The organism is Streptomyces sp. PA03-6a (genome assembly GCF_033792765.1).
In the GTDB taxonomy this organism is placed as follows: domain Bacteria; phylum Actinomycetota; class Actinomycetes; order Streptomycetales; family Streptomycetaceae; genus Actinacidiphila.
The window spans coordinates 1-25,072 of record NZ_JARAVK010000042.1 but is presented as its reverse complement, the minus strand read 5'-3'; the positions used below and the strand labels follow the sequence as shown (position 1 = coordinate 25,072).

General features: G+C 72.4%; 18 protein-coding genes. 11 read left to right on the top strand and 7 right to left on the bottom strand.

All coding sequences use genetic code 11. The annotated features are described in order from the left end of the window. Window positions 1–45: 45 nt before the first annotated feature. Window positions 46–2,526, bottom strand: a complete 2,481-nt coding sequence (locus PV350_RS13225; protein ID WP_499516223.1) for a ThuA domain-containing protein — start codon at window positions 2,524–2,526, stop codon at window positions 46–48. 201 nt (window positions 2,527–2,727) lie between these two features. Between PV350_RS13225 and PV350_RS13220 the strand changes: the two genes are divergently transcribed. Then, a complete protein-coding gene (locus tag PV350_RS13220) occupies window positions 2,728–3,768 on the top strand; it encodes a multicopper oxidase domain-containing protein (protein WP_499517040.1) in 1,041 nt (346 codons plus the stop codon). A 204-nt stretch (window positions 3,769–3,972) separates the two neighbouring features. Here PV350_RS13220 and PV350_RS13215 read toward each other — a convergent pair whose 3' ends face one another. Further along, window positions 3,973–4,407, bottom strand: a complete 435-nt coding sequence (locus tag PV350_RS13215) for a hypothetical protein (RefSeq protein WP_500333864.1) — start codon at window positions 4,405–4,407, stop codon at window positions 3,973–3,975. 1,624 nt (window positions 4,408–6,031) lie between these two features. On the opposite strand from PV350_RS13215, the gene PV350_RS13210 reads away from it, so the two are divergent. From PV350_RS13210 to PV350_RS13200, 3 genes are all read left to right on the top strand, one after another. Continuing rightward, window positions 6,032–7,030, top strand: coding sequence for a hypothetical protein (locus PV350_RS13210; protein ID WP_500333862.1), 999 nt, complete (start codon window positions 6,032–6,034; stop codon window positions 7,028–7,030). Window positions 7,031–7,337: 307 nt separating this feature from the next. Further along, on the top strand, window positions 7,338–8,186 hold the full coding sequence (locus PV350_RS13205) for a GNAT family N-acetyltransferase (protein ID WP_500333860.1): 849 nt from the start codon (window positions 7,338–7,340) through the stop codon (window positions 8,184–8,186). Between the two features lie 121 nt (window positions 8,187–8,307). Beyond that, on the top strand, window positions 8,308–9,117 hold the full coding sequence (locus PV350_RS13200) for an SDR family NAD(P)-dependent oxidoreductase (protein ID WP_500333858.1): 810 nt from the start codon (window positions 8,308–8,310) through the stop codon (window positions 9,115–9,117). Window positions 9,118–9,178: 61 nt separating this feature from the next. On the opposite strand, the gene PV350_RS13195 is transcribed toward PV350_RS13200, so the two are convergent. Continuing rightward, window positions 9,179–9,655 carry a MarR family winged helix-turn-helix transcriptional regulator gene (locus PV350_RS13195; protein ID WP_500333856.1) on the bottom strand — a complete coding sequence of 159 codons (477 nt, stop codon included), beginning with the start codon at window positions 9,653–9,655 and terminating at the stop codon, window positions 9,179–9,181. 104 nt (window positions 9,656–9,759) lie between these two features. On the opposite strand from PV350_RS13195, the gene PV350_RS13190 reads away from it, so the two are divergent. The 4 genes from PV350_RS13190 to PV350_RS13175 all read left to right on the top strand — a co-directional run bounded on the left by PV350_RS13190 (window position 9,760) and on the right by PV350_RS13175 (window position 14,899). After that, window positions 9,760–10,809, top strand: coding sequence for an LLM class flavin-dependent oxidoreductase (locus PV350_RS13190; protein WP_499516218.1), 1,050 nt, complete (start codon window positions 9,760–9,762; stop codon window positions 10,807–10,809). Further along, window positions 10,802–11,833, top strand: coding sequence for an LLM class flavin-dependent oxidoreductase (locus PV350_RS13185; RefSeq protein ID WP_499516217.1), 1,032 nt, complete (start codon window positions 10,802–10,804; stop codon window positions 11,831–11,833). Before PV350_RS13190 ends, PV350_RS13185 begins: the two co-directional genes overlap by 8 nt. A gap of 65 nt (window positions 11,834–11,898) precedes the next feature. Further along, complete coding sequence (locus tag PV350_RS13180; protein ID WP_500333854.1) at window positions 11,899–12,585, top strand: NADPH-dependent F420 reductase; 687 nt, start codon at window positions 11,899–11,901, stop codon at window positions 12,583–12,585. Between the two features lie 88 nt (window positions 12,586–12,673). Further along, on the top strand, window positions 12,674–14,899 hold the full coding sequence (locus PV350_RS13175) for a HEAT repeat domain-containing protein (protein ID WP_500333852.1): 2,226 nt from the start codon (window positions 12,674–12,676) through the stop codon (window positions 14,897–14,899). Window positions 14,900–14,960: 61 nt separating this feature from the next. Here PV350_RS13175 and PV350_RS13170 read toward each other — a convergent pair whose 3' ends face one another. Beyond that, window positions 14,961–16,493 (bottom strand): GntP family permease, encoded by a 1,533-nt coding sequence (locus PV350_RS13170; RefSeq protein ID WP_500333850.1) that lies wholly within the window; start codon window positions 16,491–16,493, stop codon window positions 14,961–14,963. 287 nt (window positions 16,494–16,780) lie between these two features. Here PV350_RS13170 and PV350_RS13165 point away from each other — a divergent pair, with 287 nt between their 5' ends. The 3 genes from PV350_RS13165 to PV350_RS13155 are packed head-to-tail and all read left to right on the top strand — an operon-like array spanning window position 16,781 to window position 19,798. Beyond that, on the top strand, window positions 16,781–18,013 hold the full coding sequence (locus tag PV350_RS13165) for a CaiB/BaiF CoA transferase family protein (protein ID WP_500333848.1): 1,233 nt from the start codon (window positions 16,781–16,783) through the stop codon (window positions 18,011–18,013). Between the two features lies 1 nt (window position 18,014). Beyond that, on the top strand, window positions 18,015–18,956 hold the full coding sequence (locus PV350_RS13160) for a hydroxymethylglutaryl-CoA lyase (protein WP_500333846.1): 942 nt from the start codon (window positions 18,015–18,017) through the stop codon (window positions 18,954–18,956). Between the two features lie 44 nt (window positions 18,957–19,000). Further along, complete coding sequence (locus PV350_RS13155) at window positions 19,001–19,798, top strand: IclR family transcriptional regulator (RefSeq protein ID WP_499516211.1); 798 nt, start codon at window positions 19,001–19,003, stop codon at window positions 19,796–19,798. 52 nt (window positions 19,799–19,850) lie between these two features. Here PV350_RS13155 and PV350_RS13150 read toward each other — a convergent pair whose 3' ends face one another. The 3 genes from PV350_RS13150 to PV350_RS13140 form a co-directional block, all read right to left on the bottom strand. Beyond that, window positions 19,851–21,980, bottom strand: coding sequence for a bifunctional serine/threonine-protein kinase/ABC transporter substrate-binding protein (locus tag PV350_RS13150; protein ID WP_500333844.1), 2,130 nt, complete (start codon window positions 21,978–21,980; stop codon window positions 19,851–19,853). A gap of 4 nt (window positions 21,981–21,984) precedes the next feature. Then, window positions 21,985–24,210 (bottom strand): bifunctional serine/threonine-protein kinase/ABC transporter substrate-binding protein, encoded by a 2,226-nt coding sequence (locus PV350_RS13145; RefSeq protein ID WP_500333842.1) that lies wholly within the window; start codon window positions 24,208–24,210, stop codon window positions 21,985–21,987. Further along, window positions 24,203–25,072, bottom strand: an 870-nt coding sequence (locus PV350_RS13140; RefSeq protein WP_500333840.1) for a hypothetical protein, incomplete at its 5' end; no start/stop codon positions are given. The genes PV350_RS13145 and PV350_RS13140, both read right to left, overlap by 8 nt.

Genomic DNA, 25,072 nt, shown 5'->3' with positions numbered 1-25,072 from the left:
GCAACGCGCCCAGCAGGGCCGCCAGCGGGCGTAGAGGTCGCTGTCTCACTGTGCCGCCTTCCTGACCAGGTCCTGCGCGGCGGGGGTCGCCGCGCCGCCCGTGTACGTCACGCGCCACAGCGCGGACTGGGAGTCGGAGGTGAAGAAGCCGCGCCCGTAGTCGAGGACGTAGAGCGAGCCGTCCGGGGCGAACTTCCAGTCCATGAGGTTGCGGATGCCGCCCTGGCCGACCGGGATGATCTTCTTCAGCGACCCGGCGGTGACGGGCAGCCCGCCCTTGCCGACGGTCTTGGGGTCGGTCAGCACCGCGTGGCGCGGGTTGTCCGCGTCGTAGAAGTCGCCGACGAACCACTTGCCGTCCCAGTACTGCGGCCACGCGCCGGCGCCCGCGGTCGTGGCGTCGTAGCGGTAGACCGGGCCGTCCATGGTGGCCTGGCCGCCGCCCTTGAGCCAGGGCAGGAGGTAGGTGGCCTCCTCGTTCTTGTAGCTCGGGACTCCATTGGCGTCCCGGGGGAAGTCGGGGGCGCCGCCCTGCGGGGAGTACCAGATGGTGTTGCCGGTGACGGGCGGGAGGTTCACCAGTCCGTCGTTGTTCGGCGACTCGTTCTTGGGGGCGTCGCAGTCGTACCAGCCCAGCGGCTTGCCCGGGTCCGGCAGGTTGCGGTCCCGGTAGGGCTGCTTGTTGCCCATGCAGAACGGCCAGCCGTGGTTGCCCGCCTTGGTGATCGCGGCGAACGTGTCGTACTTCGCCGGTCCCCAGGTCGTGCTCGGGGCACCCGCGTCGGGGCCGACCCAGCCCGCGTAGAGGATGTCGGTCTTCTTGTCGACCGAGATCCGCGCCGGGTTGCGCACGCCCATGACGTAGATCTCGCCGCGGGTCTTGCCGCCGCCCTCGTCCTGCTCCTTGCCGGTGAAGAGGTTCCCCTCGGGCAGGGTGTAGGTGCCGTCCGGCTCCGGGTGGATGCGCAGGATCTTGCCGTTGAGGTTGTTGGTGTTGCCCGCGGTGCGGCGGGCGTCGGCGAAGGACAGGCCCTTGAAGTTGGGCTGGGGGTTGTTGCCGGAGTAACCGTCGCTGAATCCGGACGAGTTGTTGTCGCCGGTGGCGATGTACAGGTTGCCCTTGGAGTCCCAGGCCATCCCGCCGCCGGCGTGGCAGCAGCTGTGGACCTGGACGGGCCACTTGAGCAGGACCTTCTCGGAGGCGAGGTCCAGCTTGTCGGTGGCGAGGTCCAGCGTGAAGCGGGAGACGCGCCGCTCCGCGACATGCTTGTCGCGGTCGAGGCCGGAGTGCGGGGTGTAGTGGAGGTACACCCAGCCGTTGGTCTCGAAGGCGGGGTCGAGCTCGATGCCGAGCAGCCCTTCCTCGACCTTGGTGAGCTCGTCGCCGCCGCCCTTGTTGCCGAAGACGGTCAGGGCGCCCGCGAGGGTCACCTTCTTCGTCGCCGGGTCGTAGACGTGGACCTGGCCGAGGCCCTTGCCCATGTCGGGGCTGTTCCAGTCGGTCACGACCGGCGCGCCGTTGGCGCCGCCGCCGCGGCCGATGTACAGCACCCGCCCGTCGGGGGCGACGACCATGCCGTGCGGTTCGCCGATCTGGTCCTGCTGTCCGGGCTGGTTGGGCTGGGTGACCTTCACCGCGCTGTAGTTGGCGTCGATCGTCGCCTTGCAATCGGCGCGTGAGAGCCGGGTGGTCCACTGCAGGGCGCCGCGCAGGTGGTCGCGGAAGTCGGTCTCGGCGAACGACTCCGCCGTACCGCCCATCCCGGTGTAGAAGGACCGGCCGCCGTCGTAGTCACGGCACCAGGAGACGGGGTGGTCGACGCCGTTGGCGCCGGTTCCCGGCGTGTAGCTGCTCTCCCTGACCTTGGCGACGGTGTGCACCGTGCCGGTCGGGTTGCTCGCCCAGTTCAGCCACTTGTCGGGCCGCTTCCACTCCAGCGGCAGGTCCTTCGTGGCCGGATTGGTCCGGTCGGGGATCTCCACGACGGCGCGCTGGACGGCGGCCGGGCTGGTGGCCGCGGGCCGGGCGCCGATCAGGCCGGCGAACCAGTCGGAGTACGGTTCGGTGCGCGCCGCGTCATGGATGCCGAGGAAGCCGCCGCCGGCCTCCATGTAGGCCTCCAGGCCGGCTTCCTGCTCGGGGTCGAGCACGTCGCCGCCCCCGGTCAGGAAGACGACCGCGTTGAAGGTGCCCAGTCGCTTGGCGTTGGTGAAGACCGAGGCGTCGTCGGTCGCGACGGTCTTGTAGCGCTGGGCCGCGGGCCCGGTCAGGCCGATCGCCTCGATCGCCTCGATGCCCGCGTCGACGGTCGGGGACTCCTCGGTGGCCGAGGCGTGGAACACCAGGACCTTGACGTTCTTGCCGCCCGGCGGGGACGGCAAGGATAACGTTGTCGGCACCGGCTCCGGATACGGTCTGGCCGAGGCGGTGGTACCGCCCAGCAGGGATGCCGCCAGGGTCCCGGTCACCAGGACCGCGGCCGCGCCTCGCCGGGATCTCGACCGGTGATGTGGTGCGCTCTGCATCGTTCACCCACCTTCGTAGGTCACAGCAACAGCGCCTGAAGCTAGACGGCTTTTGACGGTCCGCCAACAGCTATGGACGGAATCTCACCAACTTTGTCCTGGGTGTGGATAAACGGAGATCCCTGGTCTACCGTGTGGCCGTCCCCGGGGACCCTCGCGCCCCGACCGTCTCCTCACGGCACTGGAGAGACCGGTATGGCTTTGGACAGAAGGAGTTTCAACCGGCGGCTGCTGGCCGGTGGCGTGGTCGCCGCCACCGGGACGGCCTCGCTGGCGGTGGCCTCCGCCCCCTCGGCTTCCTCCGCGGAGCCCTCACCGCCCACCGCACCGGCCGGCGGCCAGGTGCGCCACCTCAAGCTCTACGCCGAGACCTTGCCGGACGGCCGGATGGGGTACGGCCTGGAGAAGGGCAAGGCCACCGTGCCCGGCCCGCTGATCGAGCTGGTCGAGGGCGACACCCTGCACGTCGAGTTCGAGAACGCCTCGGACGTGGACGCCAGCCTCCACGTCCACGGCATGGACTACGACATCGCCAGCGACGGCACCCGGATGACCCGCAGTCACGTCGAGCCGGGCGGCACGCGGACGTACACCTGGCGCACCCACGCCCCGGGCCGGCGCAAGGACGGCACGTGGCGCCCGGGCAGCGCGGGCTACTGGCACTACCACGACCACGTCGTGGGCACCGACCACGGAACGGGCGGCATCCGCAAGGGCCTCTACGGGCCGGTCGTCGTGCGCAGGAAGGGCGACATCCTGCCGGACAAGCAGTTCACGATCGTCTTCAACGACATGACGATCAACAACAGGTCCGGCGCCGACACCCCGAACTTCGAGGCGACGGTGGGCGACCGCGTCGAGATCGTCATGATCACGCACGGCGAGTACTACCACACGTTCCACATGCACGGTCACCGCTGGGCCGACAACAGGACGGGCCTGCTGACCGGCCCCGACGACCCCAGCCGGGTGATCGACAACAAGATCACCGGACCGGCGGACTCCTTCGGCTTCCAGATCATCGCGGGCGAACACGTCGGCGCCGGCGCGTGGATGTACCACTGCCACGTCCAGAGCCACTCCGACATGGGGATGGCCGGTCTGTTCCTCGTCGCCAAACCCGACGGCACGATCCCGGGCTACGAACCGCACCACCCGGACCACCCCGCGGACGCGGCGAAGTCCGGGAAGAACGGCGCGAAGACGTCCTCCGGCGGGGAACACGCGCACCACATGGGGTGAATGCGCGCCCCGCCGCGGTCAGGCCCTTCCCCGCAGCTTCAGGACAGGCGTGCGAGGAGGGCGCGGCACGTCCGCTGCAACTCCTCGTCGTTCTCCACGTTGCCGAACCGGCCGCTGCGACGGGTGCGGGTCAGCTCCTCGCGGACACGCGGCAGGGCCTCCCCGCGGCGGGTGCTGCAAGCGGCACTCGTTGGAGAGCGACGTTCAGCTGGAGCCGAAGTGGTTGGTCTGTTGTCCGTGGTCGCCGGCTTGCATCGCGGTGGGGCCGTGGAAGACGTTACCTGACAGGACGTTCCGGGCCGGGGAGGTGGCCGGCGCCTCGTCCAGCAGTTGCTGCAGAGCAGTCATCGCTTGGGAGCGCTGGTCTTCAGGCAGTGCCTGCAGCGCCGCCACGATGCGACCTTGCCAGGTTCCCTCGGCTCGTGCTCGGGCGATCTCCGGGACGCCCCTGCCAGCGGCCTGAAGTTCTCGTGCGGTGCTGTCGAGACGTTCGAGTTCTCCCTGCGTGCGTGTGGCGTCCCCACGACCGAACCACTCGGCGAGGCGGGTACGGAATGTGGTCCAAGCGTCGGTGCCGGCGGCTTGCACGACGGCGGTTCCACCGGTTGCGGCGAGTACGGTCAGGGCTTCTGGAAGCATTCGTCGTCCCCCTAGCTGAGCTCTGCATTCGTCCTGAGAACGAGGCTATCCATGCCGAGTTCTCGTTTGCAGGTCTTCACACGCGTGCGTCAAGGCACTCGGAAGCTTCCTTGACTGACGTGCCGGTTCGATGGCGTCCACACCCCACCAGGCACGTTCCGGCCCATGCCTTCTGTGACTTCCGACGAGACGTTGATGCAGGACGAGTCGGCCGACCGCTGCGACGGCTACGGAGACGAGCGTGAAGTCGTCGGCATGGGTCGCTCTAGAGTGGCGCGTGCAGATTCGATGAAAAGCCGAATTCTTTCCTGCGTGACATCGTAATGAGCGTCGATCGCTCCGTTCATTTCTCCAACCGCCTCTGCCGTCAACTCCCCCGCAGTCGACCGTTCTTCGTGAGACTCAGCACAATTCAAGAGATCCCGCAGAGCAGAGATGCATGCGTTCGCCATTTCGGACACCTCATTGGGCCCCTGCAGCCCCACGCCGTACGAAGCCACGACGGCATCCCTGTGCGCCTTCCTTCCCTCCATACGCAGGGTAGGCATGTCCTCGCGCATGGTTCTTGGTTGCATACCGGCCCTGTGATAGTCAAGGGCTGCACCCCGGGCCGCCAGAACCCGCGCGGTGAAATCCTGATAAGCCGTTCGTCTGTGCTCTCTTCTCCATCGGTGATGCTCCACGCGCAGGTCCAGGTCTTGCAAACTCGCTTGCCTATGCGTCTGCCGTTCCTCATGCCGCTCTAGGGCCCGTTGTCTCGTGCGATCCGAACGGAGAGCAAGGAAGCCGGTCAACCCACTACCTATCAAGGTTCCTATGATGCCCGTAAGAGAAAGAAGCAGCGACTGCGTCATGTCTCATCTCTGCGTCGGAAAACGCACCGCTACTCCTGCCGTGCCGGGCGACCTTCGAGCCCCCTCCACCCCCAGGCGCGTCGCCGTGACCTCATCTGCTTCAGGTACGCGGGCCGTGCATCGGGTCTCAACTGGCAGCGCCTTGAGCGTATGAGACGGTTACGGCGGCGGACGGTCTCGGCACGCCCGCGGCCCCCGCCCGAGTCGTGACGCCGGTACGCACGGCGTTGTGCGCCTGCGCGGGGTCAAGGCCGCCCGTGGACTCCCGCACCTGGACGTCATGCATTGGGACGGGGTTACGGCTTCGGTCCTCGCTGGCAGCCGAGTGCGTGGTCACCCATGACAGGCTTGCGGACGCCGCCCGTGATGTCGCGCCAACCACGAGTAAGGTGAGAAACCCATCTGGCTTTCCGCTGGGGACGGAACCGACGCGGCCCTGTCGGTGTCATACGGTGACACCGCGACGACAACCGTCATCCCGGAAATGCGCCAGCCGTTGCCGCTACCAGTCGCTGGCGGCATCACCGTGACCTGGCTGGCCATGACAACATGCAGCCAGCCCTCGCTGCGATCCCGCTCCAGCGTGTGGTTCGCCAACCGGCCGTCTTGCCACCGCGGCGGGCGGTGAGCGCCGCACCTGCCTTGAGGCGTTCGCCGTTCCCGCCTCCTATGGCGGCTCACAGCAAGTGCTCTGCTCTCCGACTTTCGTGCCATTCGGGTCGTCATCTGACTAGCCTGAGACAGGAACGATGATCCAGCTGGGGAGGGCCGTGACCGAGGCAGCTGATGTGGCACGTAGAGCTGGCGCGGCCCTCGTCACGGCGGTGGGCACTGACCAGTGGCTGACGGCTCGAGATACGGCAGCGGAATTGCTGTCTGCAGGAAGCCAGAGCCGGTTCGATCAATTGATCAAGCAGCTGGACCTGATGGCGGCCGACGTACTCGCTGCCAGGCCCGCGGACAGTAGTTCCATTCGTTCCCGCGAGGACATCGTCTGGGAAACACGCTTCCTGGTCATGCTTGAGTCAGATCAACCTGGCACGCCGGGCCCAACCGCCCGAGCCGTCGAGAAGTTTGCAGATTCCGTTCATGAGCGGCCGGTTAACAGAGTCTCGGACAATGCCTTCATCGGCCCGACAGCCCTGCAACTCCACGGCGTCCAGCACAACTACTACGGGGCACAGTGGTGGCGGCACCTGCGGGCTCTCATCCGGGCAACGTTGCAGCATCGCCGGGCAAAGTGGGTTGCCGGTGTCGTCGCCCTCGTCGCCCTGTGCGCAGGGGGTACTTGGCTTGGCATCGGCTCGTTCGACGGTGGCCCCGAGTTGCAGCGTCTGATGGTGATCTCCGGGAAGCGTCCAGCAGAGGGAGGCCAGCCCGGACAGCCCCAGTGGACGTGGCATTTCTCACGAAACGTCCCCTATGGAACCAATAAAGTCACCGTCAGCCTCGCCCGCGGCGCGAAGGGGGACCATCTCCGCTCGCTCAGCGGGTCCCTGCACCTGGGGAGATGTACCGGCCCCTCCGACCAAGCAAGCTGGTCCTTCTCCGCAAACAACCACCTCGTCGCCGACGGCATGCTGACGGCTAAGAAGCCAAGCATCGACTTGGCCGCGTACCCGTTCCCTGACCACGTCACGCAACTGGCCATCTCGGTCTACCCGTCCTCGTCCAATGAGTCGGATGCAATCGCCGACCCCGATCCTCCACCCTCGGAGTGCGCGGTCGCATGGGACAAGCCGGGCGTGATCAGGGACATCCGTTCATGAGCTACACCGGCCGAAATCACCCTTCGGTACCGACGCGGCACGGGCTTCCGCAGGTCGGCAAGCGGATCCGGTACCTGCCAACCGGCGAAGGGAGGCGTCGGTGGTGGCAGCATGCGAGCAGAGGCCGCAACGTCGAGTTCTCCTCGTCGATCATGGCTGACACTCTGCCGGAGGGCACTGATACGAGCATCCTGACGGAAATCCCGTACGCCACTTTGTCGATATATGATCCGCGCGGCCCCTCCCCGCCAGGGGTCGCGTTCCGGCCCGCGGGCGACGTGCACCAGAGAAGAGAGCCAGGCCTCCCATGAACGCAGTGGTCCCCCCGGCGGTCGCGGAGCGGTCCGAGGCCGAGGCGATGTACCGGTTCGAGACGGAGGCGCCCGGGTCGGTGCGGGCCGCGCTCGGGATGAACGCCGCGCGGATCGGTGGCGGTGTCGTGCTGTCGATGCGCAACGACCCAACCCACTACTGGAGCAAGGCCCTCGGGTTCGGCGTCACCACCCCTGTCACGGTGGAGGTGATCCACGAGGTGTGCGACTTCTACCGCTCGGAGGGGACCGCGCAGGCCGTCCTCCAGATCGCGCCCGCGTTCCTGCCCGAGGACTGGGACGACATCCGCGGCCGCGAGGGCATCACCGCGGGATCGTCCTGGGTGAAGCTCGTCTGCCCGGTCGAGGAGGCCGTGGCGCGCGCCGAAGCGCTGGGACCGCCCGCCGCCGGGATCCGGGTGGCCCCGCTGGAGCCGGAGCAGGCCCAGGAGTGGGGCGCGGTGGTGACCCGTGCGTTCGGCATGCCCGAGGAGCACTACGCGCGGATGACCGCCGCCTCGGCGAGCCGGCCCGGGTGGCATCCGTTCGCGGCCCGGCTGGACGGGGAGATCGTCGGCACGGGCACGATGCACGTCCACGGCGACGCGGCCCAGATGTTCGCCGGTGCGGTGCTGCCGCACGCCCGCAAGCGCGGCGGACAGACCGCCCTGCTCGCCGCACGGGCCCGGAGGGCACGGGAGCTCGGCTGCGGTGTGCTGGTCGCCGAGACCGGAGCCGAGGCACCGGGCACCCACAACTCCTCGCTGCACAACATGCTCCGGCTCGGCTTCCAGGTGGCGTACGAGCGCCGCAACTGGGTCTGGCGGTCGTCGCCCGAGACGTGAGGTCCCGTGGGCGGCCGCGACGCGTCCGCCGCCCGTGCGGCGGAGCGCGGCCCGGGCCGCGACGATGGGTGGACCGGGTCCGCGCGACGGGACGGGTCCGGCCCGCCCCCGGAAGGTGCCCATGACCCGCGACCAGGCAGACCGCGCCCGAGCCGCACTGATCACCGGCGCGTCCTCGGGGATCGGGCGTTGCTACGCCGAGCAGCTGGCCCGGCGCGGCTATGCGCCGATCCTCGTCGCCCGCCGCGCGGACCGGCTGGCCGCGCTCGCCGAGTCCGTGCACCGGGAGACCGGTCTCGAGGCGACCGTGCTCGCCGCCGACCTGGCCGACCCGGGCGGCCTCGCCCGTGTGGAGCGGGCCGTCCTCGACCACGACGGCCTCGCCGTGGTCGTCAACGCGGCCGGCCTCGGGGCCCTCGGGCCGCTGCGCGAGGCCGCGCCCGCCCACCTGGACCGTCTCGTCGCGGTGAACGTGCTCGCGCTGACCCGGCTGTCCCGGGCGGCGCTGCTCTCCTTCGACCGGCACGGCTCCGGCACGCTGATCAACGTGTCGTCGATCGGCGCGTTCCACGCCCCGCCCGGCGGCACCGCCTACGCCGCCAGCAAGGCCTACGACCTTCATTTCTCGCGGGCCCTGCAACGCGAGGTCGAGGGCAGCGGCATCCGCGTGCAGGTCGTGCTGCCGGGTCCCGTGCGCACCGAGTTCTTCGAGGCTTCCGGCGTGGATTCGGCCCTGTTCCCGCAGGAGTCGTTCGTCGACGCCGACGACTTCGTCCGCGCCGCCCTCGTCGGCCTGGACATGGGAGAACTCGTCTGCATCCCCACCCTCCCCGACATGTCGGCCTGGGAGGACGAGGCCGCGCGGGGGCAGGGCCTGCGGAACGCCGCGGGTCTGCGCGGCGTCATCAGCGACCGTTACGCCAGGCCCTGACCGGTCAGGGACCGGTCCCTGACCGGGCCCCGACCGGGCCCCGACCGGCCCCGGCACGGCCTCAGGAAGGCCCGGAAGCGGCGTCCAGCCGGGCGCGCAGGGCCTGGGCGATCTCACCCGCGGCGGCCATCTGCTCCGCCGTGAGGGAGTCGACGAACATCTCCCGGACGGCGCCGAGGTGCGGCAGCGTGGCCCGCCGGAAGGCCTGGGCCCCGTCGTCGGTGAGGAGCACCTCGGCGCCCCGGTTGTCGGTGGTGCACTCCACGCGGCGGATCAGCCCGCGCCGCTCCATGCGTCCGAGGTGGTGCGACAGGCGGCTGCGTTCCCAGCCGATCGCCGCCGCGAGCTCGGAGGAGCGCAGCCGGTGGCCCTCCGCCTCCCGCAGCGCGAGCAGGACGCCGTAGTCCCCGGGGGACAACCCCGAGTCGCCCTGCAGGCGCGACGCCAGGTGGGAGCGGAGCCGCTCCGTCGTCTCGATGAAGTCACGCCAGATCCCGAGTTCTTCCGTGGTGGGCAGAGGCCCGTGTCCGCGTCCCATGACCGCCCCTCTATTTGACACGTCAATCATATCGATGCATGCTTGACGCGTCAATCACTTGGCCGCCGGACGCGGAACCGTTCCGGAGGCGGGAGGAGGGGACCATGACGCCCACTGCCTTCGAACTGGGTCTGAACTCGTTCGGAGAGATCGCGACGGACGACGGCCGCGTGCTCGGCGACGCCGAGACCGTCCGGCTGCTCGTCGAGGAGGCCGCGCTCGCCGACGCCGCGGGACTCGACGTCTTCAGCGTCGGCGAGCACTACCGGGCCGGGCACATGGACACCGCCACCCCCGTCCTGCTCTCCGCGATGGCCACCGCCACCGAGCGCATCAAGCTCGGCACCTCGGTGACCGTGCTCAGCACCAACGACCCCGTGCGGCTCTACCACGCGTTCTCCACCCTGGACGCGGTGTCGGACGGCCGCGCCCAACTCGTCCTCGGCCGGGCCTCGGTCACCGAGTCCTTCGCCCTGTTCGGCCACGACATGGCCGACTACGACCGGCTCTTCGACGAGAAGCTCGAACTGTTCATGCGCCTGCAGCAGGAGGAGACGGTCACCTGGTCCGGCACCGTCCGGTCCCCGCTGACCGACCAGCACCTGCGCCCGCGCATGCGCAAGGGCGGCATCCCCACCTGGATCGGCGTGGGCGGCAGCCCCAACTCCACGATCCGCGCCGCCCGGTACGGCCTGCCGCTGATGCTGGCGATCATCGGAGGCCGCCCGCAACGCTTCGCCGGCCACGTCGACCTCTACCAGCGGGCGCTCCAGCAGTACGGGCACCCCGCCCAGCCCATCGGGCAGCACTCCCTGGGCCTGGTCGCCGACACCGACGAAGAGGCGGTCGAGACCTGGTGGCGGTACTGGGAGCCGGTCGTGGCCGCGATCTCCGAGGAGCGCGGCTTCTACAAGCCCAGCTACGAGCGCTACCGGGCGGAACTCGTCGACGGCGCGCTGTTCGTCGGTTCCCCCGGGACCGTCGCCCGCAAGATCGCCCGGGTCGCCCGCGACCTCCACCTGGACCGCTTCGACCTCAAGTACGACATCATGCACCTGCCCCGCCAGGCCCGCGCCCGCACCATCGAGCTCCTGGGCCGGGAAGTGGCCCCGATGGTGCGTGAACTGCTCACGAAGGAACCCTCTGATGTCTGACCTCGAATTCGGCCTCGACACGTTCGGCGACGTGCCGGTGGACGACACCGGTGCCCCCGTCTCCCACGCCACGGCGATCCGGCAGGTGCTCGACGAGGCCGTCCTGGCGGACCGGATCGGCGTCGACGTCATCGCGCTCGGCGAGCACCACCGCCCCGAGTACTCCGTGTCGACCCCCGAGACCGTGCTCGCCGGGATCGCCACGCGCACCGAGCGGATCAGGCTCGCCTCCGGCGTGACCGTGCTCAGCTCCGACGACCCCGTCCGGGTCTTCCAGCGCTTCGCGACCGTCGACGCCCTCTCGCGGGGGCGGGCCGAGGTGATCCTGGGCCGCGGCTCCTTCACCGAGTCCTTCCCGCTGTTCGGGTACGACCTCAGCGACTACGACGTGCTCTTCGAGGAGAAGATCGAGCTCTTCGCGAAGCTCCTCGACGAGAAGCCGGTGACCTGGAGCGGCACCACGCGGGCGCCGCTGAAGGACGCCGACGTCTTCCCCAAGACCGAGTCCGGCCGGCTGAAGACCTGGGTGGGCGTGGGCGGCTCGCCCCAGTCCGTCGTCCGCACCGCGCGCTACGGCCTCCCGCTCATGCTCGCCATCATCGGCGGCTCCCCCACGCGCTTCGCGCCCTACATCGACCTGTACCGGCGCGCCGCCGACCAGTTCGGGACGACCGCCCACCCGGTGGGGATGCACTCCCCCGGTTTCGTCGCGGACACCGACGAGGAGGCCCGGGAGGGGTTCTGGCCGGGCTACAAGGTGATGCGCGACCGCATCGGCAAGCTGCGCGGCTGGCCGCCCGTCCGCCGCGAGGAGTACGACGCGGAGATCGAGCACGGCTCCCTCTACATCGGGTCGCCCGAGACGGTCGCCCGCAAGATCGCCCAGGCCGTCGGCGACCTCGGCGTCGGCCGGTTCGACCTGATCTACACCGTGGGCCCCCAGCCGGTCGGCGCCCGCATGCGTGCCGTCGAACTCTTCGGCACGAAGGTGATCCCCATGGTCCGCGACATCCTCGCGGACTGACGCCACCACCGACACCGACACCGACGCGGACGCCGGAACGGAACCGAAGGAACGGAGACCACAAGATGAACACCGAGGGCGTGCGCACGATCGGCATCCTGGGCGCGGGCAAGGTCGGGACCGTACTGGCCCGGCTGGCCCTGGCCGCGGGCCACCGCGTGCTGATCGCGGGCTCGGGCGACCCCGCCGCCATCGCGCTCACGGTGGAGGTCCTCACCCCGGGCGCGGTCGCGGTCACCGCCGCGGAGGCCGCGGCCCGGGCCGACCTCACGGTCCTCGCCCTCCCCCTGGGCAAGTACCGCACCGTCCCGGCCGAGGCGCTGCGCGGCAAGCTCGTGATCGACGCGATGAACTACTGGTGGGAGGTCGACGGCATACGCGACGACCTCACCGATCCGCGTACGTCGTCGAGCGAGACCGTCCAGGCGTTCCTGCCGGATTCGCGGGTGGTGAAGGCGTTCAACCACATGGGCTACCACGACCTGGAGGACGGGGCCCGGCCCGCCGGGACGCCCGGCCGCAAGGCGATCGCCATCGCCGGCGACGACCCCGGCGACCTCGCCGAGGTCGGCGGCCTGGTGGACGCGCTCGGCTTTGAGCCCGTCGTGGCCGGCCCGCTGGCCGAGGGCGTCCGCCTGGAACCGGGCACCGAGCCCTTCGGCGCCAACGTCGACAGCGGCGAACTGCGGGCCATGCTCGGCCGCTTCCCTGAGACCGACCGCGGGCGCAGCGTCGCCGCGGCGCGCGCGTAAGCGGCCGGGGACCGCAGGGCCCGGGCGGGATGCGATGGCCTCCCGCCCGGGCCCTGCGTTGTCGGACCCCCGTGACACGATCCGAGGTATGGATCTCGACACCGTGTTCGCCGAACTGGACCGCGTCGCCTGGGCGGAGCTGCACCATGCCTACGGTCCCGCCGGTGATGTCCCCGCCCTACTGCGGGCGTTGACCTCGCCGGACCAGGAGACGGCGGAGGAGGCCGAGCAGGAGCTGTGGGGCAGCCTCGTGCACCAGGGCACGGTGTACCGGGCGACGGTCGCGGCCGTGCCTTTCCTGGCGCGTCTCGCGGTGGCGGGGGTGCGCCGCACGGAGCTGCTGGGCATGGTGGGCGCCATCGCCGAGAGCACGGACGAGCACGATCCGCAGGGGCCGGGCGCCGCGCGTGCGGCGGTCGTCGCGCAACTTCCGCTGCTGCTGCCCCTGTTGTCGGACGCCGACCCCGAGGTGCGGCAGTGCGCGGCCTGGGCGGTCGCCCAGTGCGGGCCGGAGGCCGGGCCGGACGCGCGGGTGGAATTGCGGCGGCGTTGGGAGACGGAGACCGATCCGACGGTGCGGGCGGACGTGCTGACCGCGTGCACCGCCGTCGACCGGGGCGCGGCTCAGGAGCTGTGTGCGGCCGCTCTGCGGGCGACGGAGTCCCCGCAGGTGCGGGTGGCGGCTCTGCTGGCGATCGTGGACACCGGTCAGCCGTGGGGTGGCGGCGCGGCCGCCGTCGTCGCGGCGTTGTCGCCGCTGGAGCCGCACACCGTGGGCGGCCAGTGGGAACGGGAGGCGCTGGAGTCCCTGGTCATCGGACTGCACGGGCGGGGCGACGTCGACGCGGCGATCGACGTCGCCGTCTCGGCGCTCGACCGCGCGGTGGAGGCCGTACGCGCCGGTGCGGACCCCAAGGAGTCCGCCGGGGAGGCGACCTGGGCGGCCGAGTGCCTCGCGCTGCGCTCCCGTACCGCCCCGGCACGGCTGCTGCCCGCGATGCTGCCGCTGCTCGACCACCCGGACACCGCGGGCGCCGTCATCGACGCCGTGCGCGACTGGCCCCAGCCCGCGCCGCAGGCGGTGCCGCCGCTGGTCCGCCTCGCCGAAGGGGCGGGCGAGCACGCCGACCGGGCCCTGGCCGCCCTGGTGTGGCTGGGTGCGCCCGAGGCCGCGGAGCTCCTCGCGCGTCAGCTCGAGGACCGCCCGCGGGCCCTTGACGCGGCGTTCCGTCGCACCCTGCGCAGACCTCCGGCTCCGCTGCCGTGCACCCCGGAACTGCTCGACGCCGTCCGCGCGCGGCTCGCGGCCCGGACAGCCGACGCGGCGACGCCCCGCACACGCGCGCCTCTGGCGGCGGGCGGTCTCGCCACCGCCAACGAGCCGGTCCACCTCGCCGGTGTCCTGGCCGGCTGGGGCCCCTCGGCCCGTGCCGCGCTGCCGGAACTCATCGATGCCCTCCCCCACCATCCCCTCCCGGTCGGCCGCGCGCTCGCCGCCATAGCCGACGCCGGGCGCGACCCGGACGTGGTCACCGCGCTGCGGGCCTGCGCCGGGACCGGGTCCCGGTCGGACCGTCAGGCGGCAGCCGCCGCGCTCCACGCGGTGACCGGCGACGTCTCCGCCCTGCTCGCCGTCCTGGGGCCCGCCCTCGACGAGCCGGGCGGCCCGCGCGAGGACTGGACCCGTGCCGTCGCGCCGCTCGGCGAGCAGGGGCGTCCGCTGCTGCCCCGTCTTCTGGCGCTGCTGGCCGAACCGGCGGAGACGCGGTCCACCGTCCCCGTGGTCGAGGCGGGGCTGACAGCGGCCGCCGCGGTCTGGGAGCTGACGGGTGATCAGGAGGCGGTGCTGCCCATGATCCTGGAGGGCCTGACCTGGGCCGACAGGCCCTGGGGGGACCGGACCGCCAAGCGGGCCGCCGAGGTCGCCGCCCTCGTCGGTCCCGCCGCGCAGCCGGCCGTACCGCGGCTGCTGTCGATGCTCGACCGCCCGGACACCGCCGCGGCCGCCGCGCGTGCACTGGTGGCCCTGCGCCCCGGCAGTGACCGTCCGGCCGGTGTCCCGCTCACGGAACTCGTCGACCGCGTCCTTCCGTCCGTCGAGCCGGGCGCCCACCTCAACTCCGCGCTCGCCGCGCTGGACGCCCTGACCGTCCTCGGCCCCACCGCGTTCACCCCCTCCCAGCTCGACCACGTACGCCGACTCGCCGACGGGGAGCACCGCATCGTGGGATCCGGCGTCCAGATCGACATCATCCGCGGCGACGAGGAGTTCCGTGCCGCCGCCCGTGACGTCCTGGCGGTTCTGACGCGCTGAACGCCGCTTCCGCGGTGCGGTCCGCGGACCACGGACCGCACCGCGGAGCGCACCGCCGGACTCACACGAACATCGACAACGGCAGGAGCAGCAGGAGGGCGACGACCGAGGCCACGGAGACGCCGAGCGTGCAGCTCTTGAGCGTGCCGCGGGTGGTGTGGCCCATCAGGGACTGCAGCAGCCAGAAGGTGTTGCTCGTGACGTGCACCGCGAACAGCGAGCCCGCGCCTATGGCCAGCGCCACCAGCACCGGGTCGAGGCCGAGGCCGGGGGCGATCGGGGCGAGGATGCCGGCCGTGGTGATCGCGGAGATGGTGACGGAGCCGACGGCGAGGTGGAGTGCGGCGGCGACGGCCCACACGAGCAGCAGCGGTGCGACGTGCCCGCCGGTGGTGAAGGAGCCGCGCAGGATGCCGCCGAGACCGGACGCCCCCACGACGGCGGCGAGCGAGCCGCCCACCGCGGTCAGGATGAGGATCTGGCCGCTGTCCTTGAAGCCGCGGGCCAGGGCGCGTTCCACCCCTTCGCGGCCCACGGTGAACCGCGCGACGAGCAGCGTGCCGACGAGCCCGGTGAGCAGTGCCACCACGGGGCTGGAGATGAAGGTCAGCACCGGGCTGCGGGCGTGGGTGGCCTGGGCGACCGCGCCGCCACCGATCATCAACAGGGCGGTCACCAGCGGGGCGAACCGCACGAGCAGCCGCGGGCCCTTCCCCTCGCCGCGCTGGAGCGCAGCACCCACGGGCGTGGTCCGCGGCCCCGGCGCGGGGCGGTGCCGCAGGGGGCGGCCGGTCCCGGGCCGGGCACGTCCCGGCGTGGTGCCTCCGCCGACCACGGCGACGGCCGGGACGGGGTCGACCCGCGCCGCGTCGGCCTTGCAAGTCGTCTCAGGCTCCGGCTCCGGCTCCGGTTGCGGTGCCGCGGGGTCGGCCGTTCCGGGGGCGACGGCGGCGTCCTCGTCGGTGGCGCCGTTCCACAGCCCGCGCCGGAACAGGAAGGACATGACCGTCACCGAGACGAGGACCGTGGGGACGATCAGCGCCAGGCCCCCCAGCAGCATCGTGCTCAGGGGCACGTGGAGCAGCGCGGCCAGGGCCAGTGCTCCGACGCCGGGCACCATGAGGACGATGCCGCTCTCGAGGCCGATCGCGAGGGCGGCACCCATGCGGGCCGAGCCGAGGGGGCCGATCTTGCGGGAGGCGGTGCGGGCCAGCGGTGCGCAGATGACCAGGAGTACGTCCAGGTAGATGGCCTGCAGCAGGGTGCCGATGGTGAGGGCCATGGAGTGCGGGAGCCGCCGGGGGCCGAAGACGCGGAGCAGGCGGTCGACGAGCTGCTCGACGGCGCCCATCTCCTGGAGGACCGCGCCCATGAGGACGCCGAAGGCGATGAGCAGGCCGACCTCGGCCATGATGTCGCCGAAGCCGGTGGTGATGGTCCTGATGGTCCGGGTCACTCCCAGACCGGTCGCGAGGCCCAGGTAGAGCGACCCCACCACCAGGGAGATCACCGGGTTCACGCGGAAGCGGACGATCAGTACGACGATGCCGACGATCGCGACGGCGGTGTTGGCCAGCACCGGGACTTCGGACATCCGCGCTCCCTTGCACACACGGCGCCGGAGAGGCGAGTTCGGGCAGGCGCCCCATCATGGTGCGGAAGCGGGCTCGTCCATGACCGGCTCTGAGTGAGACGGCGACTCATCATGAGGGTACTCCGCCGGTCCGGCACATGCACACGCATGCTCCGGGCGGCCGATTTCGCGCGGAAAAGAGCACGTCTCACCCATTGAGAGGAACATATGGGACTTATTGACGGGAGACTCCCTGACCCACATCATGGAAGTGGACATCACCATATGGGTCTGCGAGGTGATGGCAGATGCCCGAACCCTTCGAACAGGACAGCGAAACGCCGTCCGGCCCTCTCACGGGGCTGCGGGTCCTGGAGCTGGGCAATTTCATCGCCGCCCCGTCCGCCGGCCGTCTCATGGCGGACTTCGGCGCCGACGTCGTCAAGGTCGAACGGCCGCGCGTCGGGGACGAACTGCGCCGCTGGCGGCTGCACGAGGGCGACACCTCCCTGCTCTTCCGCGCGATGAACCGCAACAAGCGCTCCGTCACGCTCGACCTGCGGCGCCCGGAGGGCCGCGAGGTGGCCCTGGCCCTGATCGCCCGCGCCGACGTGGTGCTGGAGAACTTCCGCCCGGGCACGCTCGAACGCTGGGGCCTCGGCCCCGAGCGCATGCGGGAGGTCAACCCGGCGGTGATCCTGGTCCGCATCTCCGGCTACGGCCAGACCGGGCCCTACCGCGACCGCCCCGGCTTCGGCGGCGTGGCGGAGGCCGTCGGCGGACTGCGCCACCTCACCGGCGACCCCGACCGCCCCCCGACCCGGGTGGGCATCAGCCTCGCCGACTCCGTGGCCGGTCTGTACGCCGTCGTCGGCGCCCTGGCCGCGCTCCACCGCCGCGCCGCGACCGGGCGCGGGGAGGTCGTGGACGTCGCCCTGTACGAGGCGGTGTACTCCCTGATGGAGTCCCTGACCCCCGACCACGACGCCTTCGGCGTCGAACGGGAACGTGCCGGCGGCGCCCTGCCCGGCGCCGCGCCGTCCAACACGTACGAGTGCGGGGACGGCGTGTCCGTGGTGATCAGCGGCAACGGCGACGCGGTCTTCAAGCGCCTGGCGGCCGTCATCGGCAGGCCCGGACTGGCCGCCGACCCGCGCCTGGCCGACAACGCGGGACGCGTGCGGCACGCCGCCGAACTGGACGCCGCGATATCGGCCTGGACCGGCGGGCTGCCGTACGAGGAGGTCCTGCAGCGGCTGGAGGAGGGCGAGATCCCCTCCGGCCCGATCTACACCGCGGCCGAGATCGCCAAGGACCCGCACTTCGCCGCGCGCCGCATGCTCGAACGGCACCGCGTGGCCATCGCCCCCGGATGGCACCAGGACGTGGCCTTCCCCGGCGTCGTCCCGAAGCTGGCCGAGGCACCCGGCGGCACACGCTGGCTCGGCCCGGACCTGGGCGAGCACACCGACGCCGTCCTCGCCGAGCTGGGCATCGGGGCGGACCGCCGCGCCGAACTGCGCGCGCAGGGGGTGGTGTGAGATGACCGCCACGCCCGACCAGGTGGTGATCACCGATGTGCTGCTCCGCGACGGGCTGCAGAACGAGCCCGCCGTGCTCCCCCTCGCGGACAAGCTGCGGCTGGCCTACGGGCTGCTGGAGGCCGGGGTGCCCTCGCTGGAGATCGGTTCCTTCGTCAACCCGGAGAAGGTTCCGCAGCTGGCCGACACCGACCGGCTGGTGGCCCGGCTACGGCCCGGGGAGTCCGCACTGCTGCACACGCTGGTGTTCAACGAACGCGGCGCGCGCCGGGCGATCGCGGCCGGGGCGCGCGACGTACGGCTCACCGTCTCGGCGAGCGACGGCCACAGCCGCGCCAACGCCGGGGTGCCGCGCGAGCAGGCGCTGGAACGCCTGCTGCCCGCGGTGGAGGTACTGAAGGCCTACCGGGTGCGGCTGGAGGCCACCATCGCAACCGCCTTCCTCTGTCCCTTCGACGGGGAGACGGACCCACGCACCGTGGTGGAACTGGCCCGGCGGCTCGACGAGTTCGGCATCCGCGTGCTGCATCTCGCCGACACCATCGGCGCGGCCAGCCCCTGGCACATCCGGCGCACCGTCACCGCCGTCCGCGACGCGCTGCCCGAACTCCCCCTCGGCCTGCACCTGCACAACACCTACGGGATGGCGTCCGCCGGCGTCTGGGAGGCGCTGCGGCTGGGCGTACGGCGCTTCGACGCGGCGCTCGGCGGCATCGGCGGCTGCCCGTTCGCCCCCGGCGCCGCGGGAAACCTGGGAACGGACGACCTGGTCAACCTCTGCCACCACGCGGGCATCGGCACCGGGATCGACGTCCGCCGTCTCACCACGCTGCGCGAGGAGTTGCGGGTGCTGCTCGGGCACCGGCTCGACTCCGCGCTGTCCGCGGTGCCGGCCGCACCCGTGCCGCTGCGCACCCGGGTCGCGCCGGCTGACGTACGGTGAGTCCTCGTACGGGAGGGCCCGGCCAGGACCGGAAGGACGCGGTGATGCGCATGGGCGGGAAGGCGGGGACCGCGCCGCTGCTGGTCCTGCAGAAGATCCGCCAGATCCTGGAGTGCTTCACCATCGAGCGCCCCGAGCTCAACCTCCAGGAGATCACCCGGGCCACCGGCCTGCCGGCGAGCACCTGCCAGCGCCTGGTGCACAACCTGCTGCGGGAGGGCTTCCTCGACCGTGACGGGGACACCTACCGCATCGGCCTGCACTTCGTGCAGTGGGCGGCGCCGGGGACCTTCGGCCTGGACATGGTGCGGCTGACCCGGCCCGCGCTGCAGCGGCTGCGGGACAGGACCGGGGAGACCGCCTGCCTCTACGTCCGCGACGGCGCCCACCGCACCGTGGTGTCGCTGGCCGAGGCCCACCACGTGGTGATGCGGATGTTCGCGGTGGGCATGGTGATGTCCCTGCACGCGGGCTCGGCCGGGAAGGTCTTCATGGCCTTCGACCCCACCGCCCGCCGGGACGCGGTCGGCCACGGCCTGACCCGGCACACCCCGCGCACCGTGGTGGACATCGACCTCCTGGACGACCAGTTGGAGGAGATCCGCCGCAACGGCTTCTCCGCCTCATTCGAGGAACGCGACATCGGCGCCGCGTCCGTCAGTGCCCCGGTCTTCGGCAGCACCGGCGAGCTGGCGGCCGCCGTGGGCATCGGCGCGCCGACGCAGCGGCTGACCCCGGCCGACGTGGGCCGGCTCGCCCCCTGCGTCGTCGAGGCCGCGGAGGAGGCCTCCCGCTGTCTCGGCTACCGCCCCGGCATCCGGGGTGACGGCACCGCGCGCTGACGGCCCGGCACAAGGGAACGGCCGGGACGGCCGGGGTGCCGGACGCCGGCCCTCATGTGCTCTTGCCGATGTCGTCGTGGCGGCAGACGAAGCGGGCCCGGCCGTCCTCCACGTGGTAGAGGAACCATCCGCCGTCCTGGCCGGTCTCCAGGAACTGGGACTGGCTCTCGTAGCTGAGGCGGCGGGTGATGCCCTGCCAGGGGGCGCGCAGGAGTTCCCCGCGCAGCGACTCGCGGTCGTCGCCGGTCCGGGCGGCGAGGCCGTGTGCGGCGAAGCGGACGGCATCGTAGGCCTCGGCGGCCCAGGGCCCCGGGTCGCTGCGGTGGCGGGTGCGGTACGCGGAGGCGAACGCGCGGGTCCCGGGGTCCGCGGAGGCGTCGTCGTAGGCCGTGCCGATCCACCAGCCCTCGGCTTCACGGAGGAAGGACGCGGACAGCACGTTCTCGTCGGCGACCCGGACGCCGCGGTGACCGGCCGTGCGAAGGGCCTTGGCACAGGCGGCGGCACGGGCGGGAGTGACGCCGGCGAAGAGGACGGCGTCGTCGGGGCGGGCGGCGATGGTGTGCGCGGCAGCGGTGAAGCCCTTGCCTGCGGCCACTTCCAGGACGTCGACGGTGCCGTCGAGCTTGCCGTGGACGGTGACGATCTGGACGGTGGGCAGGCCCTCCTCCTCGTCGGCGAGGTCGTGGACGACGACCGTGCGCGAGGGCCGGACGACGCGGTTGAGGTAGCGCACCACGGCGCCGGGTCCGGCGGTGCGGGTGGGGCGCAGCACGAGGGCGGTGGTCGTGTGGACGACGTTGAGCTGCTCGGTGTCGGCACGGGTCACCAGCAGGCAGACGCCGGCCTCGGTGCAGACCGGAACGGCCGCGGGCACGGCCTGGCTGGTGCCCGCCGCGATGACGGCGTGCACGTCGGGGTCGGCGGCGAGCCGGGCGGCAGCGGCGGCGGAACCGGCCGCGGTGCCCCGGTCGTCGGCGGTGCGCAGCGCGAGGTCGAAGGACCGGCCGGGACGGGCGTTGTGCTCGGCGACCGCGATGCCCGCTCCGCGTTCCTGGGCCTGGACGGCCGCGTCCGAGCGGTCGCCGAGGACACCGATGACCCGGGTCGGCAGCGTGCGCTTCCCGGTCCCGCGGGGCGGGCGGGACCGGCCCCACTGCCACCAGGCGGTGCCGCCGCCGATCGCGCCGACGCCGAGCGCGGCGGACGCGGTGAGCAGCCGCCGCCGGGAGGTCCCCGCCTCCGGGGACGCGGCGGACGGCGGATGCGGGCCGGGGCCTGCGGCGGACAGCTCCGTCGGTTCCGGCACCGGCAGGTCGAGGACGCGACCGGCACGGTCGGCGACCACCGCCGGCAATCCGCCGGGCAGCCACGACCGCGGGTCGAACGCGCCGAACAGGCCGCGCAATTCGGCCACCGCGGGGCGTCCACCGGCGTCCTTGGCGAGGCAGGCCCGCAGAGGTGCGTCGAGTTCGCCGGGCAGGCCGGTCAGGTCGGGTTCCTCGTGCACGGTCCTGAAGAGCACCGCGGCGGCTCCCCCGGTGCCGAACGGGGCCCTGCCGGTGGCCGTGTGGGCGAGCACGCAGCCCAGTGAGAACACGTCGCTCGCGGGTCCGACGGCCCTGCCGCGGGCCTGTTCCGGGGACAGGTAGCCGGGTGAGCCGATGACGGTGCCGTCCGTGGTGAGCGCCGTCGCGCCGACGGCCCTGGCGATGCCGAAGTCGATCAGGCGCGGCCCGTCGGCGGCGAGCAGCACGTTGGCCGGTTTGACGTCGCGGTGGACCAGGCCGGCGCCGTGCACGTCGTCCAGGGCCGCGGCCAGCGCGGCGGCCAGGGTGCGGACCTGCGCGGGCGGCCACGGCCCGTGCCGGGCGAGGGCCTCGTTGAGGGGCAGGCCGGGTACGTAGGCGGTGGCCAGCCAGGGCGAGCGGGCGTCCGCGTCCGCCGTGAGCACGGGCACCGTCCAGCGGCTCGACAGACGGGTCGCCAGCTCCGTCTCGCGTCGGAACCGGGCGAGGAAGCCGGGGTCCTCGGCGTATTCGGCGCGGATCACCTTCAGCGCGACCCAGGCGCCGTGCGGTGAGCGCGCCAGGTAGACGACACCCATGCCGCCGGCCCCGAGCCGCGCCACGAGTCGGTGCCCGCCGATCCACGCCGGGTCGGCGGGCAGCAGCTGGTCCATGGCCCTACTGGTTCTCCTGCTTCGGCAAGATCGGCCCGATCTGCTGGAAGCGTCCGTCGCGCACCTGGTGCACGTACGTCTCGCTGCCCATGTTCTGCGTCGTGGTGGCGTACTGGTGGTACTCGTTGAAGGTGTACGTGCGCGCGACACCCTGGTAGCTCGCCTTGGCGAGCCGCTGGGCGAGCGCGGGCCGGGCGGGCCGGCCCCCTCCGGTGGGCACGGTGCGGGCGAACTCCTGCAGCAGCATGCGGGCGCTGTCGTAGGCCTCGGTGGCGTACGGCTCCGGGGTGCTCCCGTAACGGTCCCGCCAGGCGGCGGTGAAGCGCTCGGCCTTCTCGGTCCCGAGTGCCGCCGGGTCGACGGCGGGCGTCACGGCGTACCAGCCTTCGCCGGCGGCACCCGCCAGGCGCGGGAAGTGCGAGCCGTAGAGCAGGTGGGACATCCACCGCCGGCCGGTGAAGCCCGCCCGGGCCAGTTGCCGGGCCGCGTCGACGGTCGCCTCCAGCGGCCCCAGGTAGACGAAGTCGTCGAGGTCGCGGGAGAGCAGGTCACGGACCGCGGCCGGGCCGTCTCCCGAGCCTTCCGCGACGACGCGTGGCACGACCTCCCCGCCGAGGGTGTCGCGCCACTGGGTCACCAGCACCCCGCCTTGGTCGTGCATGACGGACCCGCCGGACCGGTCGATGACCACCCCGGCACGGCCCAGCTTGCCGGTCACGAAGGCGCTCAGCGCGATAGCGGTGCCCTCGGCCTGGTGGGGCGCGCCGGTCTGGAAGGTGACGTCCGGGGACGAGACGTAGTAGTCGTTCTGCCCGGTGGTGCTGGAGACGTGCGTCAGCTTCGCGGCCGCGTAGATCCGCGAGGCGGCCCGCAGGGTCACCTCGCCGGTCGGGCCGAGCACGGCGACCACGTCGCGGTCGGCGGCGAAGTCGTGGGCGACAGTGACGGCCCGGTCGACGGTCCCGCCGTCGTCGAGGACGCGCACGCGGACGGAGAACGCGCGCTTGGGGTTCGCGTTGTGCTCGGCCACGGCCAGCCGCGCGGCCCGTTCGCAGGTGGTGGCCAGGCCCGCGTCCGGCCCGCCGCGGGTGACCTGTACCCCGAGCACGTACGAGGGCTTGGCGGCAGCGGCCGGTTTCTGTTCGGGGTCGTCGCGTCCTGCGGCCCACAGCGCCGCCCCCGAGCCGCCGCCCGCCAGCAGCAGCGCCCCTCCGACGGCCAGCAGCCGCCGCCGGGACGTGAGCCGCTGCCGGGGCGCCGACGGGGTGTCGCCGGGCTCGTCCACCACGGTGGGTTCGACGGGCGGCAGGGCGAGGCTCTCGGCGGAGCGTGCGGCGACCGTGCGGGCCACCGCGTCCGGCAGCCAGGCCGGGGGCGACGCGACGGCGCCCTCGGGGACGGCGCCTTCCGGGGCGGCGTCCTCGGGGCCGTCCTCGGAGAGCCGCCGCTGCAGCTCCTGCGGAGTGGGCCGGGCCTGCGGGTCCTTGGCCAGGCAGGCGTCGATGACCTCGCGCAGCTCGCCGGTGACCCCGTCGAGGTCGGGCTCGTCGTGGACGGTCCGGTAGAGCAGGGCGTCGGAGGTGCCGGTGCCGAACGGCGGGCGGCCGGTGGCGGCGTACGCGAGCACGCAGCCCAGGGCGAACACGTCACCGGCGGGGCCTGCTTGCTCGCCGCGGGCCTGTTCGGGCGAGAGGAATCCGGGGGTGCCGATCACCAGGCCCGAGGCGGTGATCGCGGTGTCGTCCGCGGCGCGTGCGATGCCGAAGTCGATCAGCCGGGGGCCGTTGACGGCCAGCAGCACGTTGCCCGGCTTGACGTCGCGGTGGACCAGACCTGCCTCGTGCACGGCGGCCAGGGCCTCGCCCAGCAGGGCCCCGAGGACCCGTAGCACGGACGGCGGCAGGGGGCCGTGCTCGGCCACCGCCTCGCCGAGCGAGGGGCCGGGCACGAACGCGGTCGCCAGCCACGGCTCGTGCGCCGCGGCGTCGGCACCGAGCACGGGGACCACCCAGGGGCTCTCCACGCGCGCCGCGAGCTGCGCCTCCCGCGCGAACCGGGCGCGGAACTCGTCGTCGGTGGCGCTCTCCGCCCGGATCACCTTCACCGCGGCCAGCGCGCCCGCCTCGGAGCGCCCCAGGTACACCACGCCCATGCCGCCGGCGCCGAGCCGCCGCAGCAGCCGGAAGCCCCCGACGGACGCCGGGTCGGTCGGACGCATCGGCTCACTCATCGCCCGCACCCTCCGCTTCGCCGCCGGACACCCCGGCCTCCTTCGCCTGCACGGCGCCGAGCCGGTCGATGTCGGCGGTGACGTACGTGACCCCCGTCAGCGCGGCCTGTGTGACCTTCGACTTCTCGGCCTCACCGGCACCAGCGGCGTGCCGCACGGTCGCCGCCACCGTCACCGGGCCGAGCCGGTGCTTGAACCAGTCGAAGCGGCGGGGTTCCCCGTCGCCGTCCACCACGTACTCGCCGAACTCGATGAGGTCGTCGTCGGACGTGGCGTTCCGCTGCTCGTCGTACGGGTCGCCCCGCGAGGCCATGCCCTGCACCCACTCCGTGGCGTTCAGCTGCTGCTTGGGGCAGCGCAGGGGTTCCTCCAGCGACACCGCCATGTCCCGGCGCGCGCCGACCTCGGAGGTGTGCACGGTGACCGTCAGGGAAACGAATACCGCGCCCCTGCCGTCGTTGCCGTCGGTGTCCGGCCGGACGAAGGAGCGGGTCAGGCTGGCCAGGACGGTGCCCGCGAGCGGTTCACGCCGCCACACGCAGTCCTCGCCCAGCACCGTCCAGGTCGCCGGCCCGGTCTCGTACGGCTCGCGCTTGCGGTATCCGGAGCCGAAGTAGTCCGGCCGCACGGTCAGCCCCCGGACGAAGTCGGCCGCCTGCGCCCGGGTCCTGGGGGCCGCGCTCTCGGCCAGCGTGTACGGGTCGTTCACCGCCGACGCCGAGGGGGCCGGGCTCTGGGTGCTCCGCCCGCTCGGGCTCGCCCCCGACGGCGTCTTGGCGCCCTCGCCCTGCTTCCCCTCACTCGTGCACCCCGCCAGCAGCAGCGCCCCTGCCGCCGCCAGCAGCACCGGTCTGCGTAAGCC